Source organism: Flavobacterium sp. MMLR14_040 (assembly GCF_033657265.1).
GTDB lineage: Bacteria > Bacteroidota > Bacteroidia > Flavobacteriales > Flavobacteriaceae > Flavobacterium.
The window spans coordinates 73,141-89,668 of sequence record NZ_JAWVWO010000001.1; the positions used below are offsets into that span (position 1 = coordinate 73,141).

General features: G+C 35.4%; 18 protein-coding genes and 1 riboswitch. Of the genes, 17 read left to right on the forward strand and 1 reads right to left on the reverse strand.

All coding sequences use genetic code 11. The features are described from left to right. Positions 1-49 precede the first annotated feature (49 nt). Complete coding sequence (locus tag SD960_RS00315) at positions 50-484, reverse strand: hypothetical protein (RefSeq protein ID WP_318800182.1); 435 nt, start codon at positions 482-484, stop codon at positions 50-52. A gap of 161 nt (positions 485-645) precedes the next feature. Between SD960_RS00315 and SD960_RS00320 the strand changes: the two genes are divergently transcribed. The 17 genes from SD960_RS00320 to SD960_RS00400 all read left to right on the forward strand — a co-directional run bounded on the left by SD960_RS00320 (position 646) and on the right by SD960_RS00400 (position 16,504). Then, positions 646-876, forward strand: coding sequence for a hypothetical protein (locus SD960_RS00320; RefSeq protein WP_073393992.1), 231 nt, complete (start codon positions 646-648; stop codon positions 874-876). A gap of 178 nt (positions 877-1,054) precedes the next feature. Continuing rightward, positions 1,055-1,621: a Crp/Fnr family transcriptional regulator gene (locus SD960_RS00325; protein ID WP_318800184.1), complete on the forward strand. Its 567-nt coding sequence runs from the start codon at positions 1,055-1,057 to the stop codon at positions 1,619-1,621. Between the two features lie 29 nt (positions 1,622-1,650). Further along, positions 1,651-2,241 carry a Crp/Fnr family transcriptional regulator gene (locus SD960_RS00330; protein WP_318800185.1) on the forward strand — a complete coding sequence of 197 codons (591 nt, stop codon included), beginning with the start codon at positions 1,651-1,653 and terminating at the stop codon, positions 2,239-2,241. 75 nt (positions 2,242-2,316) lie between these two features. After that, complete coding sequence (locus SD960_RS00335) at positions 2,317-2,904, forward strand: NAD(P)H-dependent oxidoreductase (RefSeq protein ID WP_318800186.1); 588 nt, start codon at positions 2,317-2,319, stop codon at positions 2,902-2,904. Between the two features lie 27 nt (positions 2,905-2,931). Further along, positions 2,932-3,153, forward strand: coding sequence for a 2TM domain-containing protein (locus SD960_RS00340; RefSeq protein ID WP_318800188.1), 222 nt, complete (start codon positions 2,932-2,934; stop codon positions 3,151-3,153). 149 nt (positions 3,154-3,302) lie between these two features. Then, on the forward strand, positions 3,303-4,067 hold the full coding sequence (locus SD960_RS00345) for an antibiotic biosynthesis monooxygenase family protein (protein ID WP_318800189.1): 765 nt from the start codon (positions 3,303-3,305) through the stop codon (positions 4,065-4,067). A gap of 41 nt (positions 4,068-4,108) precedes the next feature. Continuing rightward, a complete protein-coding gene (locus SD960_RS00350; RefSeq protein WP_318800190.1) occupies positions 4,109-4,933 on the forward strand; it encodes a type 1 glutamine amidotransferase domain-containing protein in 825 nt (274 codons plus the stop codon). Positions 4,934-5,159: 226 nt separating this feature from the next. Then, entirely contained in the window at positions 5,160-5,900 is a 741-nt protein-coding gene (locus SD960_RS00355; RefSeq protein WP_318800191.1) for an alkene reductase, read from the forward strand. Continuing rightward, positions 5,875-6,270, forward strand: a complete 396-nt coding sequence (locus tag SD960_RS00360) for a hypothetical protein (RefSeq protein ID WP_318800192.1) — start codon at positions 5,875-5,877, stop codon at positions 6,268-6,270. Before SD960_RS00355 ends, SD960_RS00360 begins: the two co-directional genes overlap by 26 nt. A gap of 125 nt (positions 6,271-6,395) precedes the next feature. Then, on the forward strand, positions 6,396-7,448 hold the full coding sequence (locus tag SD960_RS00365) for an adenylate/guanylate cyclase domain-containing protein (RefSeq protein ID WP_318800193.1): 1,053 nt from the start codon (positions 6,396-6,398) through the stop codon (positions 7,446-7,448). 46 nt (positions 7,449-7,494) lie between these two features. Continuing rightward, positions 7,495-8,142: an NAD(P)H-binding protein gene (locus tag SD960_RS00370; RefSeq protein WP_318800195.1), complete on the forward strand. Its 648-nt coding sequence runs from the start codon at positions 7,495-7,497 to the stop codon at positions 8,140-8,142. A 50-nt stretch (positions 8,143-8,192) separates the two neighbouring features. Beyond that, positions 8,193-8,393, forward strand: a riboswitch (cobalamin riboswitch). Between the two features lie 115 nt (positions 8,394-8,508). Next, positions 8,509-10,554, forward strand: a complete 2,046-nt coding sequence (locus SD960_RS00375; protein WP_318800196.1) for a TonB-dependent receptor — start codon at positions 8,509-8,511, stop codon at positions 10,552-10,554. Further along, positions 10,551-11,696, forward strand: coding sequence for a DUF5074 domain-containing protein (locus tag SD960_RS00380; RefSeq protein WP_318800197.1), 1,146 nt, complete (start codon positions 10,551-10,553; stop codon positions 11,694-11,696). The genes SD960_RS00375 and SD960_RS00380 overlap by 4 nt, the downstream gene beginning before the upstream one ends. 10 nt (positions 11,697-11,706) lie before the next feature. After that, positions 11,707-12,990 (forward strand): PKD domain-containing protein, encoded by a 1,284-nt coding sequence (locus SD960_RS00385; RefSeq protein WP_318800199.1) that lies wholly within the window; start codon positions 11,707-11,709, stop codon positions 12,988-12,990. 39 nt (positions 12,991-13,029) lie between these two features. Then, positions 13,030-14,274, forward strand: coding sequence for a hypothetical protein (locus tag SD960_RS00390; RefSeq protein ID WP_318800200.1), 1,245 nt, complete (start codon positions 13,030-13,032; stop codon positions 14,272-14,274). A 4-nt stretch (positions 14,275-14,278) separates the two neighbouring features. Continuing rightward, positions 14,279-15,496 carry a hypothetical protein gene (locus SD960_RS00395; RefSeq protein ID WP_318800201.1) on the forward strand — a complete coding sequence of 406 codons (1,218 nt, stop codon included), beginning with the start codon at positions 14,279-14,281 and terminating at the stop codon, positions 15,494-15,496. A gap of 63 nt (positions 15,497-15,559) precedes the next feature. After that, entirely contained in the window at positions 15,560-16,504 is a 945-nt protein-coding gene (locus tag SD960_RS00400; protein WP_318800203.1) for a DUF4465 domain-containing protein, read from the forward strand. The last annotated feature ends 24 nt before the right edge of the window (positions 16,505-16,528 follow it).

Sequence of the window (16,528 nt, forward strand, 5' to 3'; positions counted from 1 at the left end):
TATTTGATGCTTTTGATCTAAAGTAAAAATACCTGTTTTGATCTGCAGTCTATTTACTTTTTTGCTTTTCTAGTTTCAGTTCAATAAAGTCATTCCAGTTTCCATCTTGAGTCTGAGCGTACCAATTACCTTTTATTAAAGTGCTTTGATCATTGATATTTCCTGTAAACTTCAAATTTTTTCCTTCGATATTAAATTCATTTTTTACTAACGAACTTGTCATTATTCTGTCTTCACCTTTTGAATCAAAATATTGTGTTTTAGCCTTATCCATTGGGTTTTCTAACTTAAAGATTTCAAATGTTTCACTAAGATCGTTCCCCATTTTTACTTTTGCTTTATGCAAAATATAATTTCCATCAAGTATTAATTCGTAACTGTCAATACCGTTTAATTCCAGATTTTCATGACCTGATTTTATATTTCCACTGGTTTTCCATATACCAACAAGTCTTTTAAAATTGCTATTTTCTATCTTATCCATTTTTATTTCTTTTTGCTATTACCAATTTACATAATTAAATAAAAATATGTAATATGTTGATTTGTATTTAATTGTGTAACAAAAAGTTAAAATATTGAAACAAATAAAACTTACATCTAAGTAAATTTGAGAAAGCTTTATATAAATTAAAAAATTACATTATGAAAACTATATTCAAATTCAAATTATTAGTGTTTGTTCTTTTAATGGCACTCACTTTTTCTTGTAAAACAAATTCTGCTTCAGGAACTTCTACCACAACAGATTCTGATGCTATAAAAGCAGGAGACAGCACATCATTAAATTCCGGAACAAGAGGTACAACCCGAAGCAATGAAGGTAATGAAGATGGAGATCCGGCTCCGGGAGACAGAGAAACTCCAAAAAAATAGCATTTTGCTACTTGAAACAAAACACATTACGTTTTATAAAACTCCATTTAGTATGGAGTTTTTTTTTGCATTTTAAAAATCTCTTAATTCAGTTTAATTTTTAAAAGTAATGGATTTATGTTTACGTCCTTATAAGCTAATTTTTCTTTATTTTTGTTAAGGAATTTTATCAAAAATTATGGAGCAATTACGGAAACATATAGAAGCAATAATACCCATTAATGATGAAGAATTTGAATATATCAAATCTTTTTTTTCTGTAAAAAAAGTACGTAAACACCAATATTTAATTCATGAAGGAGATGAAGTAAAATATGATTTTTTGGCTATATCCGGCATCTATAAAGTTTTTTATCTGGATAATCATGGTAAGGAATATATTGTTCAGTTTGCCCAGGAAAACTGGTGGATGTCTGATTATTATGCTTTTTTTAAACAGCAAAAAGCAGAAATGTACATTGAATGTCTTGAAGAAGGTGAAGTGATTTGTTTAACACTTGACTCAAGAGAAAAATTAGCGGCTGATCTTCATCAGATGGAACATTTCTTCAGAATAAAACTCACAAATGGATATGTCGCATTACAACAAAGAATTAAATTGCTTTTATCCAGTAATCCGCAACAGCGTTATGAAGAGTTTGCCAAATCATATCCAAGTCTGTTGCAAAAAATCCCTAAAAAACTAATTGCTGAATATCTCGGAGTAAGCCGCGAAACATTAAGTCGATTATACCAACATTCGTAGATAAAACTTTATCTAAATAAATCATCAAAATGGAATCAGGAACAGAAATACTTCTAAAATCAGTTACGGAAATTTGTCCTCATATTACTGATGAAGAGCTTTTTCTGTTTGCTTCAAAACTTACAATTGAAGAATTAAATAAAAAAGATTTTTTTGTTCCTATCAACAAAGTTCAAAAAGCAATTGGTTTTATTGCCAGCGGTTTAGTGCGCTCTTCTTTTATCGACAATGATGGAAATGAAATCACCGTAGGTTTTTATGCCAAAGGCGATTACGCAACGCATTATCCTGCTTTTATAACACAGCAGCCAAGTAAATATTCGATTCAATGCTTAGAACCAACTACTATGGTTTGCATTTCCTATGAAAATTTGCAATGGATCTATGAAAACTTATCGGGCTTTGAAAAATATGGAAGATTAGTTGCCGAAGAAATTTTAAAGCGCCAGCAGGCCCGTATTGAAAGTTTCATATTTCAAACTGCCGAAGAGCGTTATCTCGATTTTATAAAATGCCATTCCGATTTGTTTAACAGAATATCCGTATCGCATCTTTGCAGTTTTTTAGGAATTGAAAGACAATCACTTACGAGAATTCGTCAAAAATTGGCCCATAAATAGTTTTTGACACATTTGTGTCAGGCGTACCTTTTGATTATTTAAAATCTTTGCAGTGTCAAATTAAATGATGCTGCTATGAAAACGAATATCTTATTAATACTTGGACACCCTTCTGAAAATTCTTTTTGTAATGCTTTGCTTGATGCTTACAGAAAAGGAGTAGAAACTACAGGAGCAAACTGCAAAACGATTTATATCTCTAAATTAGATTTTAATGTAAATCTTTCTAATGGATATAAAAACGGAGAAACTTTACAGCTCGAAAAAGATTTAATCCAGTCACAGGAACTTATTTTATGGGCAGATCACGTTGTTTTGTCGTATCCCAATTGGTGGGGCTTTATGCCTGCCATTACCAAAGGATTTATAGACAGAATTCTACTTCCGGACTTCGCATTCAAACATCACTCAGGAAAAATATTCCCCGAAAAACTCTTAAAAGGAAAAAGTTTAAGACTTCTCGTTACTATGGATACACCAAAATGGTGGTTTTACCTCATTTATCGTGCATCACAATATCAAATTCTAAAAGACATTGTTTTTGGCTATGTCGGATTTGATCCTGTCAAATTTTCAACTTTTGGTTTTATGAGAAAATCAACAGAAAGCCAGCGAAATAAGTGGCTTAAAAAAGCCGAACAATTAGGAAAACAACTTAAATAAAATAATCCACTATAAAAATTAAAGATCATGAAAAATTTAGCAAACGGGCACACAGTTGCTCAAATCAATCCAACAAAAGGTTTCAGAATTCACTTATTGGTATTTGTATTAACAATTCCGATCATTTGGGCAATATGGTTTTTTACCAGCAGAACTTATTTATGGCCATTATGGCAAACTTTAGCATGGGCTGTGGGTTTATTGTTTCATTATTTGGGTGTTTTTATTTTCAAAAAGAAAAATCATTAATCTGAAATTATTCAAAGTGATTTCGATCACACATTTTTAGTGATTTGCCTCATTGGCGCGAGGCTGCCTGTGGTAGTAATTTTGGTTTATAATTAAGATCATTATCAGCAAGTATTCTTTAAAAATAATAATCCTTAAACATTAAAATTATGACAGCAAAAACAAATCTCTCTATTTATCAAAGAGCGTTAGTAATTTTTACAACGCTGTTTATGTTAGCAAGTGCGTTTGCAAATGCACAAACTTCAACTAAAACAGAAGAAAGTGTTATAGTGGCGAAAATGACTCGTTACGAGGTAAAGAAAGAATATCTGCAAAAATTTGAAAAAGCTATAAGAGACTATGTTCTAAAATCGCTTTCAGATGATAGTAATATTATGTCAGAAGCTTATTTTGAGCAAGATAATCAATCAGTCATTTGGTTATTCGAGCGTTGGACAAATCAAAGCAAACTGAATAAATTCAGAAGAAATTCAGAGTCAAAAGCAATAGTTCAATTACAAAAATCTGCATTGGCAAAGCCTGAAAAGATAATCAGCGTAAAAGATCTGGAACCTATTTCTAAGCAGGAATGGCGAAGACCCAGCAAAGCAGAAGATAAGCAATTAACCATTATGCTTTTTGTCGATGCAAAGGCAGGCACAGAGGAAAATTTTAAAGATGTTTATCACATTGCAATGCCAAAATTTCGAAGTGAACCCGGCGTAGTAACCTATCAGCTATCTCAGCTGGATAGTGATAAAACCCAGTTTGTGACTTTCGAAAAATTTAGAAGTAATGATGCATTTCAGTATCATCTCAATTTTCCGCCCATTCAACCTGTACTTGATTATTTGAATACGAGTATAAAAAAGCAGCCTTTTCAGGACGGAATTCACAACCTTATCGAATTTGCACCGCTTATTCGTGAATAACAATTTTAAACATAACAAGTAACAATTAAATCTAAAGAAAAATGAAAACAAGTAAACAAATCATTGTAGCAAGTATAGTAAGTCTATTTGCACTATCAAACGCAGAAGCTCAGGTAACAGTAAAAACTAAAGAAATGAAAACAAATTATTCTAACGAGTTAGAAGTTGTAAATCAATTATCTACTCAATCGGCAGTGGTAAATATGCCCGTAACAAAATTATTGAATGCACCGGGAAACGAAGCCTTAAAAGCTTTCTTTTTTACTCCCGTAAAAGACAAAACGGTTCTTAAAGGAAAAAAAATTGCTGTTCTTGTAGCAGACGGTTTTGAGGAAATTGAATTGACAGGTCCGGTTTGGTATTTTAAAGAATTGGGAGCAGAGGTAGAGATTGTTTCTCCAAAATTCAATCCGGCTCCTGAAAGATACGGACTTGCATTTCCTGAAATGTCAAAAACACATGTGATGGCTATTCAGTACTTACAGCCAGTAGGCTGGATAAAATTTGACCGCACGGCAGATCAAATCAAAGTAAGTGATTATGATGCTGTATTTATTCCCGGTGGAGCCTGGAATCCGGATAATCTTCGCTATGATAAAGATGTGATAAAATTTATTCAGGACTTTAATAAATCAGGAAAATTAATTGCAGCTATTTGTCACGCTCCGGTGGTTTTGGCTTCTGCCGATATTTTGAAAGGAAGAAAATTAACAGGCTACTGGAACATTCAATCTGACTTAAAAAATGCAGGCGGAATCGTTTTAGAAGAAACAGTTGTAACTGACGGAAACCTTATCACAAGCAGACATCCAATTGATGTAGCCGATTTTTCGAGAGCAGTTGAAAGCTGGTTGATTAAAAAATAATAAAAACAACCCTTTGTGGTAATTTATAAAAGCTTAATTAAACACATAGAAACATAGGTCACATCTGTAAAACAATACAAAAAGAAACTAGTTTCTAACACATAGCTATGTTTGTTGATACAAGTGAAACGCCTTTTTTAGCTAAAAATCTATGATTCTATGTGTTTAAAATGATTACAACCAACAAGTTAAATACAAATAAAATAATTTCAAGTTAAAATAGATTATGATAACAGATATATTTAAGCCGGCAAAGATTGGCTTTTTAGAATTAAAAAATCGTATTGCAATGGCACCAATGACCAGAGCAAGAAATGAAGACGGAATTCCAAACGAAAATAATGCGATATACTATCAACAGCGCGCCGGTGCAGGTTTAATTATTACAGAAGGAACTGCGATTTCTGATACCGCAAAAGGAGTGCTTTACATTCCCGGATTATATACAAAAGAGCAGGTTGAAGGCTGGAAAAAAGTAACAAAAGCCGTGCATGAAAAGGGAAGTACCATTTTTTCTCAATTGTGGCACGTGGGCAGGGTTTCCCACACTTCAAATCAACCAAATGGAATCGCTCCCGTTGGTCCGTCAGATATTCAGGCACAAAATACTTCGGCCTGGGGTTATAATGAAAATGGAGTAGAAGGATTTGTTCCGGCATCAAAACCAAAAGCACTTTCTGCTGCAGAAGTAAAAAATGTGGTTAAAGATTTTTCGGCTGCAGCCAAAAATGCAATAGAAGCCGGTTTTGACGGAGTAGAAATTCACGGCGCAAACGGCTATTTAGTAGAGCAATTTTTAAATCCTTTTGTAAACAATCGTACCGATGAATATGGCGGAAGCATAGAAAACCGTTCGAGATTTTTACTCGAAATTGCTGATGCTGTTATTGAAGCCGTTGGCAGCCAAAAAACAGGCATCAGATTAAACGCCTTACGGAGGTTTGGGAGATTTGCCACATTACGATGAAATTGAAGCGACGTATCACTATTTAGCGAAAGAACTAAAGAAAAGAAATATAGTGTATATTCATTTAATGGACCAATTATCAAAAGGAAGCCATGCTTTACCTGAAGGTTTTATAGAACGTTTTCGTTCCTGGTATGATGGCGTAATTATTCTTGCGGGAAACATGACCAGAGCCTTATCTGAAGAACTCATCAATGCGGGAACAATTGATATTGCCGGATTTGGCGAACCGTTTATCTCTAATCCGGATTTAGTAGAACGTTTGCACAACAATTGGGAATTAACGCAGCCCATTCGTGATTTGCATTACGGATTAGGCAACCATGGTTATACCGACTGGGAAGTCTACAAACATCCGGTAACGATTTAAATTCAATGTTATAAGCGGTAACAGAAATATCTCTGTTATCGTTTTATTTCAATTTAATTTTTTAAACTTAACATTCTGTATTACTTTTGATTAAGGCATCATGCTTTTTCTGAATCTTTAAGTGTATGGAATTACCAAAGATACCTTTCTATAAAAAATACAGTCTGATTTTTAAGGCAATTGCTGTTGGCGGAGCGTTAGGTTTGTTATACGCCCAATTTACTGATGCAGGTTTAGATTATGGATATTTACAATTGTTGCCGGGCACCATTATTGGTTGTCTGATTGGGTTTTTCATCATCACTTTCGAAAAGTCTTTTATCAATCTCAATAAATATTCTTTTATTGTATCGATGGTTTTAAAAGCGCTTATTTATAGCGTGATAATAGTAGTGTTTTTACTTTTTATTGTTGTTATATTCGAAGAAATGTTTGGTCATTTCTCTTATCAGAAAGCGATAAATAAATATGTAGAAGAACGTTTGGTTGGAGATTTTCTTTTTTCATTGGCAGCTTCCATATTACTGATTTTGTTTTTAGAAATAAGCAGTTTGCTTAGCAGTCGGTTTTTTTATAATTATTTTACCGGACGTTATCATCGCCCGATGCAGGAAGAACGAATTTTTATGTTTGTCGATGTCAAATCATCCACCACAATGGCAGAAGAGTTGGGAGATATTCTGTACAGCAAATTACTGCAGGATTTGTTCAATGATTTTACTGATGCCATTCTCGCTTCGCGTGCAGAGGTTTATCAATACGCCGGAGACGAAATTATTTTAACCTGGAAAACGGCAACAGGTATAAAAGATCAGCGGTGTTTGTATTGTTTTTATCTTCTTAAACAATCTATTGAAAAGAAGAATGAATATTATTTAAAAACCTATAATAGGATTCCGAAGTTTAAGGCTGGAATGCACATCGGAAATGCCGTAACAACCTGGGTAGGAAAAGTAAAAAAAGAAATTGTTTATCATGGAGATCTTCTTAATACAACGTCAAGAATTCAATGTAAATGCAATGATTTTAATCATGATTTTGTTATTTCTGAAGCCATAAAAGAAGTGTTGCCAAAAGATTTACCTGTAACTTATGCGCATCAGGGAGAAATACTTTTAAGAGGGAAAGCGCAACCAATGAAACTTTACACTGTTGATTTTAATATTGACGAAAATTAGTCTGCCTTAGTATTTTATTACAAATTATCATTTAAAAATTAAAATTATGAAAGCATTGGTTATTGGCGCAACAGGTTCAACAGGAGAATTTCTGGTTGATGAACTTTTGGCAGATAAAAATTACGAATTGGTTACCATTTTTGTAAGAAGAGCAACAGGAAAAAAACATCCAAAACTCGTTGAACAAATTATTGACTTCTCCAACATAGACAATTACAAGGATTTGATTGTGGGCGATGTCATTTTTTCTTGTTTAGGAACAACACTCAAAGCAGCAGGATCGAAGGAAAATCAAAAGAAAATCGATTTTGATATTCCTGCCACATTTGCAAAATCAGCCAGAGAAAATAACGTTTCCTCTTTTGTTTTGTTATCTGCTTACGGAGCTACTTCGAAGAGTAAAGTTTTTTATTCTAAAATAAAAGGAGAACTTGAAGACAGCATTGCAGAACTCAATTTTGAACAATATATTATTTTTAGGCCGGGACTGCTTTTAAGAGCAAATTCAGATCGTTTTGGAGAATATGCCATGGCAAAAATATTAAAAGCAGTTAATGCAATTGGCTTATTTAAAAAGTTCAAACCCCTGCCAACTGATTTGCTGGCAAAAAAATTAGCAAAATCACCAAAAGTGCTGCCTAAAGGCACTTCAATTATCGAACTTGATAAAATATTCAGTTTTGCCAATATGTAGGACAAAATGTAAATTAATACATTCATACTTATTTTTATAAAGATAATTATATCTTTGCGCCAGATTTTGGTCTATTTTTCTTAAAAAAAATAGTTAAAAGGGAATCAGGTGTAAATCCTGAACAGACCCGCTACTGTAAGTTCTATATAAGTCTTTAAACGACACCAATGCCATTGTTCGCCGCGGCGAATGAGAAGGCTGTTTTAAAGATGGAACAAGTCAGGAGACCTGCCACAATCACATAGTTTAAGACTTTCGTGGAATAAAGTTGAAGAACAATAAACAAACCTGTCATTTGTATGGCGGGATTCCTTGTTATTGCTTTTTTGATTATTACATCCAGAAGTTTATTTAATTAAATAAGTGATGTATAATACAAAAAAAATACTTTTATTCCTTGTTCTGTTATCTCCTGTTGTACTTCATTCTCAAGTATCAAACGATAGCTTGCGCGTTTTAAAAGAAGTAATATTAAAAGGAAAACCTTATCAGGAAGTTATTCCTGTACAAAGCCTTTCGGGAATATTGCTTGAAAATCTCGCCAGTCATAATGTTGCCGATGCACTTCGTTATTTTGCCGGAACCCAAATTAAAGATTATGGCGGTCTTGGCGGTCTAAAAACCGTTGACGTTCGCAACATGGGCACACATCATGTGGGTGTTTTTTACGATGGAATTCAATTAGGCAATGCCCAAAACGGAGTTACAGATCTGGGAAAATACTCTCTGGACGACATGGAATCCCTAACCATGTACAATGGTCAAAAAAGTGAAATATTTCAGTCGGCAAAAGACTTTGCGGCAGCTTCAACTATTTATTTAAGAACGAAACGACCTGTTTTTTCAGATGCAAAAAAAACAAATGTATTAGTACGTTTCAAAACAATGTCTATCAATTATTTTGATCCGTCTTTTAGATGGGAACAAAAATTGAGCGACAAAGTAAGCATGAGCGTAAGTTCTGAATACATAAAATCGAATGGGCAATATAAATTCAGATATAAAAGAAATAATCTCGACGGAACTTTAGCCTACGATACAACCACAACCCGACATAACAGTGATATAGAAGCACTAAGATTTGAATCCGGTCTTTACGGAAAAATAAAAAACGGTTCCTGGGATGCAAAAGTGTATTATTATGATTCTGAAAGAGGTGCTCCCGGCGCCATTGTCGAAAATAAGTTCTCAGACGGTTTCAGGCAATACGATAAGAATTTTTTCTCTCAGGGAACTTTTATAAAAGACTTTACCGATAAATATAAATTTCAGGCAAAGGCAAAATACGCCTACGATTATACCCATTATGTAGCCAGAGATACCACAAATGTGCTTGGTGAAACCGTAACCGAAGGAGCACAGTCAGACGATAGTTATTACCAGCAGGAATATTATTTCTCGGCGGTAAATATGTACAGCATTTTGCCAACCTGGGATATTTCGCTTTCTACAGATTTTCAATACAACAGATTAAATGCCACCAGAAAAGGAATTAAAACCTTGTTTTCGTATCCGGAACGTTATACAGCATTATTTTCTCTCGCAAGTTCTTACAGAGTCGGCGGGTTTAAAGTTTTAGGAAGCGTTGTTGGTACGCACGTACACGAGGAAGTACGCTACAATGCAAAAGCGCCCGATAAAACAGAATTTACTCCTGCATTATTTCTTGGATATACGCCATTCAAAGATTATGATTTCAATTTAAGAGCATTTGCAAAACGTATTTTCAGAATGCCCACTTTCAATGATTTATATTATACAATGGTTGGTTCAAGCACTTTAAGGCCTGAATATATGAACCAGTATGATGTTGGGTTTACTTATAATTTACCTCTTAGAGAAAGTTTTTTCGACAAATTTTCTATTCAGGTCGATGGATATTACACCAATACCAAAGACAAAATAATTGCCGCTCCAACCGGAAATTTGTTCCGATGGATGATGACCAATATGGGGCAGGTAAAAGGCCACGGAATAGAATCTGTTATTAATATGGGCATGCATATTAACAAATTGAACCTTGCTGCAAATCTAACTTATACGTATTCTGAAAGTCGCGATTATACCAAATTTGGAGGTTTGGAATTGTCTTCTTACGGCGATCAGATTCCGTACACACCCTGGCATAGCGGTTCGGGAATACTAAATGCCAATTATGAATCGTGGAATTTCAACTATAGTTTTATCTATGTTGGAAAAAGATATAATGGTAATGTAAACAATATTAGAATCAACGAAGTACAGCCTTGGTACACACATGATTTATCGGTACAAAAAGCATTTGCAATTCATAATTACAAATTAAAAGGAACGCTAGAACTCAATAATGCACTCAATCAACAATATGAAGTGATTTACAATTATCCAATGCCGGGTCGTACACTAAAATTTATAATCAGTATTGAGCTATGAAAAAGATAACCGCAAAATTAGTACTTCCTTTATTTATAGCCCTTGCTTTTGTTTCCTGTAGGGAAGAAGAAACCATTTTTCCATCTTCGGATGTAAGTGTTGCCGCACCAAGAAGCGATGGAAATATAGAAGGTTTCTATCTTTTAAACGAGGGAAATATGGGAATGAACAGGGCAAGTATAGATGTTTTTAATTATAGAACAGGAAACTATACAACCGATATTTATTCAGAACGAAACCCGACAGTTGTAAAAGAATTAGGCGATGTTGGAAACGATATTCAAATCTACGGCAACAAGGTTTATGCGGTAATAAATGTTTCTAATAAAGTAGAAGTCATAGACAAATGGACGGCAAAACGCATCAAAAAAATTGATATTCCAAATTGCCGTTACGTAACTTTTTATAAAGACAAAGCGTATGTAAGCTCTTATTCAGGTCCCGTAGCTATTGACCCTAATGCCGAAATTGGTTTTGTTGCCGAAATTGATACTACATCATTAGAAATAAAAAGAAAAGTTACAGTAGGATACCAGCCCGAACAAATGGTGGTGCATAATGGTAAACTTTATGTTGCCAATTCCGGAGGTTACCGAGTTCCTAATTACGACAGAACAGTTTCTGTAATTGATCTTGAAACTTTTACCGAAATAAAGAAAATTGACGTGGGTATTAATCTCTACGGCATGCAAATAGACAGCAGGGGAGATATTTATGTGAGTTCAAGAGGGGATTATTACAATACACCATCTAATCTTTTTGTAATTGATACCCAGAGCGATGAGAAAAAAATGCAGTTGGATCTTCCGGTTTTAGGAATGTGCCTTGTCGACGATTTACTTTATTTCTACAGCGTTCAGTGGAGTTATCTCACCAATAGCAACAAAATTACTTATGGGATATTAGACACCAAAACCAAGAAAATTATAAGCGATAAAATTATTACTGACGGTACAGATAAGCAAATCATGATTCCGTATGGACTTCAGGTAAATCCTGAAACCAAAGAAATCTACATCACCGATGCCCAAAATTATGTAGTAACCGGATATATCTATTGTTTTACCCCAGAGGGAAAATTAAAATGGAAAACAACAGCAGGAAATATTCCCGCACATATTGCTTTTATAACCAAAAAATAAAACCAGAAATATGTATTACAGCTCTTTAAAACATTTAAAGTTATTACTGCTTTTCTTCTTTGCAACAGTAATGTTAACCAATTGTTCTGACAGCGATAACACACAGCCAGATGAAGAACAAGTTGAAAACAATGAATATAATGCCACCCGTTTTGCGATAGTTTCATTAAGCTCAAAAGTAACTGTTGGCGCAGATGCCACTTACAGTTGGACGGCGGTAAATGTTTCTTCAGAAAATTATTCTTTGGCCAATAGTACTTCAAAAGAAGCCTTATTTGCTGCCACAGAGGTTGGAACTTATGAATTTAAAGTGACCATCAATGACAAAGGAAATACAAAAACCGAAACAGTAAAGGTTTTTGTAAGCGCAGAAACTAAAGAATTAAAAAGCTACATCGCAAAAGTATTCGAATTTAAACCGGCTCCGGGGCAATTTGTCAATGATCTTCCTGTGGCAAATGATGGCGACAACGCCGAGAGAATATTAACAAGGGCCAATTCGTATCTCGCAAAGAAAAACGGAGATCTTGTTTCGCTTGGCGCATTTGGCGGTTATGTCGTTTTCGGGTTTGATCACACAATTGTAAACGTAAAAGGAAAGCGTGATTTTAGAGTTTTAGGCAATGCTTTTTGGGCAGATGCCAATCCGAATGCGAATGCAGAATTGCGTGGCGGAAGCAGTGAAGCCGGCGTTATTATGGTTGCATATGATAAAAATAAAAACGGACTTCCGGATGATGAATGGTTTGAAATTGAAGGTGGAGGCCACAAAATGGCTAAAACAATTCATAATTATCAATTAACCTATCACAGACCGGATCCAAACAAAACACCAGTTCCGGGCGGTGGAACCGGAACCGTGCTTTTTACAGATATGGAATACATCTATTGGACAGACAATCAGGGTAAAAGCGGTTATTTGGCGCAAAACAACGCTTACAATCATTCATTAGATTATTGGCCGAAATGGCTAAAAGATCAGGAAACAATCACTTTTAAAGGAACGAGATTACCTGATAACGCCGTAGATGAAAGCGGAACCGGAAGTTACTTTGTGCAATATGCTTTTTTATACGGATACGCGGATAATGCACCCAATGTCGATGACGATTCCGGAATAGACATTAACTGGGCCATCGATAAAAACGGAAACAAAACAGAACTTCCCGGAATTGACTTTGTAAAAGTGTACAATGGTCTGAATCAACAGGCGGGATGGCTGGGAGAAACTTCAACAGAAATCATGGGCGCAACAGACCTTCATCTTTTAGGAGAAAGTATCCCTACACGATAAATCAAACAGTATCAAACCAAAATTATTATATCAGAAATTATGAAAAAAAATGTTACCCATTTTTTATTGCTTGTCTTCGCGTTCTCGTTTATCGGATGCAGCAGTGATAACGATAAACCGGATGAAAATGCCAATGTAATTGAAATTACGCTTCAGGAAAAATATGAAATTCCAACATTTACGGTTTTAGATATTCCAGCTTCTGATGCCGGAAATACGGCTAAATACGAGTGGATCATGACAAAAAATCCTGTTAATCAGGTAACAGATTCTATTGTTGGAAATACAAAAGATTTAAGATTTACAGCGATTTATGCCGGTGCTTATGAATTTACGGTGAATGTTACAGCCGCCGAAAAAAAAGGAAGCAAAACTACAACTGTACAAGTTACAAACGAAACTTCAAATTATAATCCTTACATAACAAGCATTTTTGATTTTGACCCGGCGCCGGGCATGTTCGCCAACGATTTGTATAAAGAGGGCAATTCTAAAGAAGATGTAATGAAAACAGCTTTGGGAAGAATCAACGAAACCAGTGTAGGTTATCCAATAGATTTGGGCGGTTTTGGAGGTTCCATAATTGTTGGTTTTGACCATACTGTTGTTAATGTTGCGGGAACCGAAGATTTTAGAATATATGGAGGAGATGTATCGAATCCAACATCATCTAAAGCAAATCCGCCGGCACCGGGATTGATTTATGTGGCTTATGATAAAAATAAAAACGGAAAACCCGATGCAGACGAATGGTATGAAATTATTGGAAGTCAGCACTCAAAAGCCAATACAATTAAGAATTTTAAAGTTACCTACCATAAAAAAGCTGCAGGAGAACCTTTGGTTACATCAAGTGCTCTTTTCTTAGATTATGAGCATTTGTTCTGCGAAAACAATCAAAACGAAACTTATTATCTGGCAAGACCCAAAGCAAAAAAGGAATTTTATCCTTTATGGGCAACGCAGACTACCGTTACTTATGAAGGCATGAAACTCGATGTAGATTTTGAAACCGCGCGCGCTGGCCAGACAACGCTGTGGAATTCTACTCCTCCGGAATGGGGATATGCAAATGCAATAAACCCGAATATAGATATTGATTGGGCAGTAGATAAAGACGGAAATAAAGCCAATTTGCCGGGAATTAATTTTATTAAAGTGGTTAACTGTGTGAGCGAGCCAATGGGACTTTGCCAGCAGCAATCGTCAATGGCAACTGTATTTGCGGGAGCGGGAGATCTTCATTTATTAAAAAAATACAATCTAAAAAAAGCAAATAAGTAAGACCATGAAAAAGTATTTAAAATATAGTTTACTGCTAATTGTTTTTGTTTCTTTTTACGCCTGCAGTAACGACGATCCTAAGCCGGAAGAGGTTGTAGAAGTACCTGTTAAAGACCCGGAAATTGTGCTAAAACTGGCTTCAGGTTTTACAGGAGAACAATACAATGTTACAGAAATAAGTCCGGAACTAGCAATAGTAAATGGTGACGGAAAAACAGTCAATTACCAATGGTCAGTTAAAGTTTCGGATAAAGAGGGCGTCGCAAAAGATTCCATCATCGGCGACAGCAAAAATTTGCTATTTATTACACCAAAAGCAGGTGATTATGCGATAGATCTTAAGGTAACAGTAGACAAAATTGTAAAACAGGCTTCGACTAAAATTACGGTTTCAGAAACCGGAAAAGCCTATACTGCAAAAGCATTAACGCTTGTAGATTTTTTACCTGCACCAAGCTTTAGTGTAGCCACTTATACTACAAAAGAGGAGGCTTTGGAGAAAACACAGGCAACGATAAAAGAAGGCGGTTCTGTTTATTTGGGAACATTTGGAGGATATATTATCACCTCGTTTGATCACACAGTTGTAAACGCTTATGGTAAACGTGATTTTACTGTTCAGATGGCAACAGGAACTGCTACCCTTAAATATTCTCCCGTAAGTATAGCCGTGGCTTATGATGCCAATAAAAACGGAATTGCCGATGAAAACGAATGGTACGAAATAGCAGGAAGCGAATATTATAAAGCTACAACAGTTAAAAATTACGAACTAACGTATCATAAACCTAATGCCACGGCGACTCCGGTAACGGGAACGGCAGCGTGGCAATACGATACAGCTTATCTTCCGTGGACAGACAACCTAAACGGATCCGGTACAATTACAAAAACCAATAATCGCAGGCGAGTTAATTATTATCCGGCTTGGGCAGCAGATACTTATACCTTAAAAGGAACAAAAATAGCAATACCGGTTAAAGATGTAAGCGACGGTGCCGGAACAACCTATAATGTTGGAACTTTTGAATGGGGTTACGGCGGTATTAAAGACCCGTCGATAGATATTAGCTGGGCAGTAGATAAGGACGGAAAAAAAGTGCATTTACCGGGAGTTGATTTTGTAAAAGTTTATGTGCCAACATTTACAGCATTGGGAGCTGCAGATTTATTAACGAGCGTTTTTCAGGAGGTATCGGATTTGAATTTTCCAAAGCAGTAATTTATAATACTGTTGAAATTGAGATAATTAAGAGTGAATATTAATCCATAAATTTTATAAATCATGAAAAAAGTAGTTTATTTTTTGACATTCGGTTTGATGTTGGGATTTTCGTCCTGTAGTAGCGACGATGATGTTTTAGGCAGCGAAAGTAATTCGGCAGTAAAAACGTCATCAAAAACAGCAAAAATAGCAGTTACAGATCCTTCAATAGGAACCACGACAACTCTTAATCTGACAAGTGCTTTATTAAGCAGCGGTATTACGACAACCGGAGGAAAGTACTGGCAAAACACTTATGTTTCTAACACCAACCTGAGTGTGGATATTTTTACATTTTCGCACACAGCGACATCTTCAGGTTATAATTATTGGGATGGTTTTATTGTATCAAATGTAAATGATATTACAAATTATGGCTCTGGTTCAGGTTCTGGCGGATCTGATGGCTGGGTGCCTCACCAATGGGGAACTATGGCCGGAAGCGGTTTTGGAACTTCTTCTACAACTACGCCGGGAACTCCGGGAACATCCGGAGATCCTTATATTGTGGCTTATTGGTCAAGCTATTTAGATCCTCAAAATCCTGAGGGAAGCACCTTTAGCGAAAGCGGTTTTTCTAACTGGATTAAAATTGGAAATACAGGAATATATACGGTTGAAGGTTTAAAAATCAATATGCATCCATGGCCTTATTACGGCTGTTTGTATGGCGATGGATTTGCTCAGCCTTTTGCTTCCGGAGATCATTTTGAATTATTGATTTATGGTGTTGATGAAAACGGAGTAATTACAAATCCCGTAACTCAGAGTCTGGCAGATTATACAGGATCATCTTTGGTTATGCCAACTGGCTGGATTACTGTTGCTACCAGCAAACTTCAGGCTTTGGGCGACGTTCAATACCTTGTTTTTCAAATGGCTTCAACAGATTCAGATCCTCTTTACGGAATGAATACGGCGGCTTATTTCTGTTTAGACAAGCTTTCTGTAAAACGTGTAGATTAATTTAAGCAGTTGTTTTAACAGATT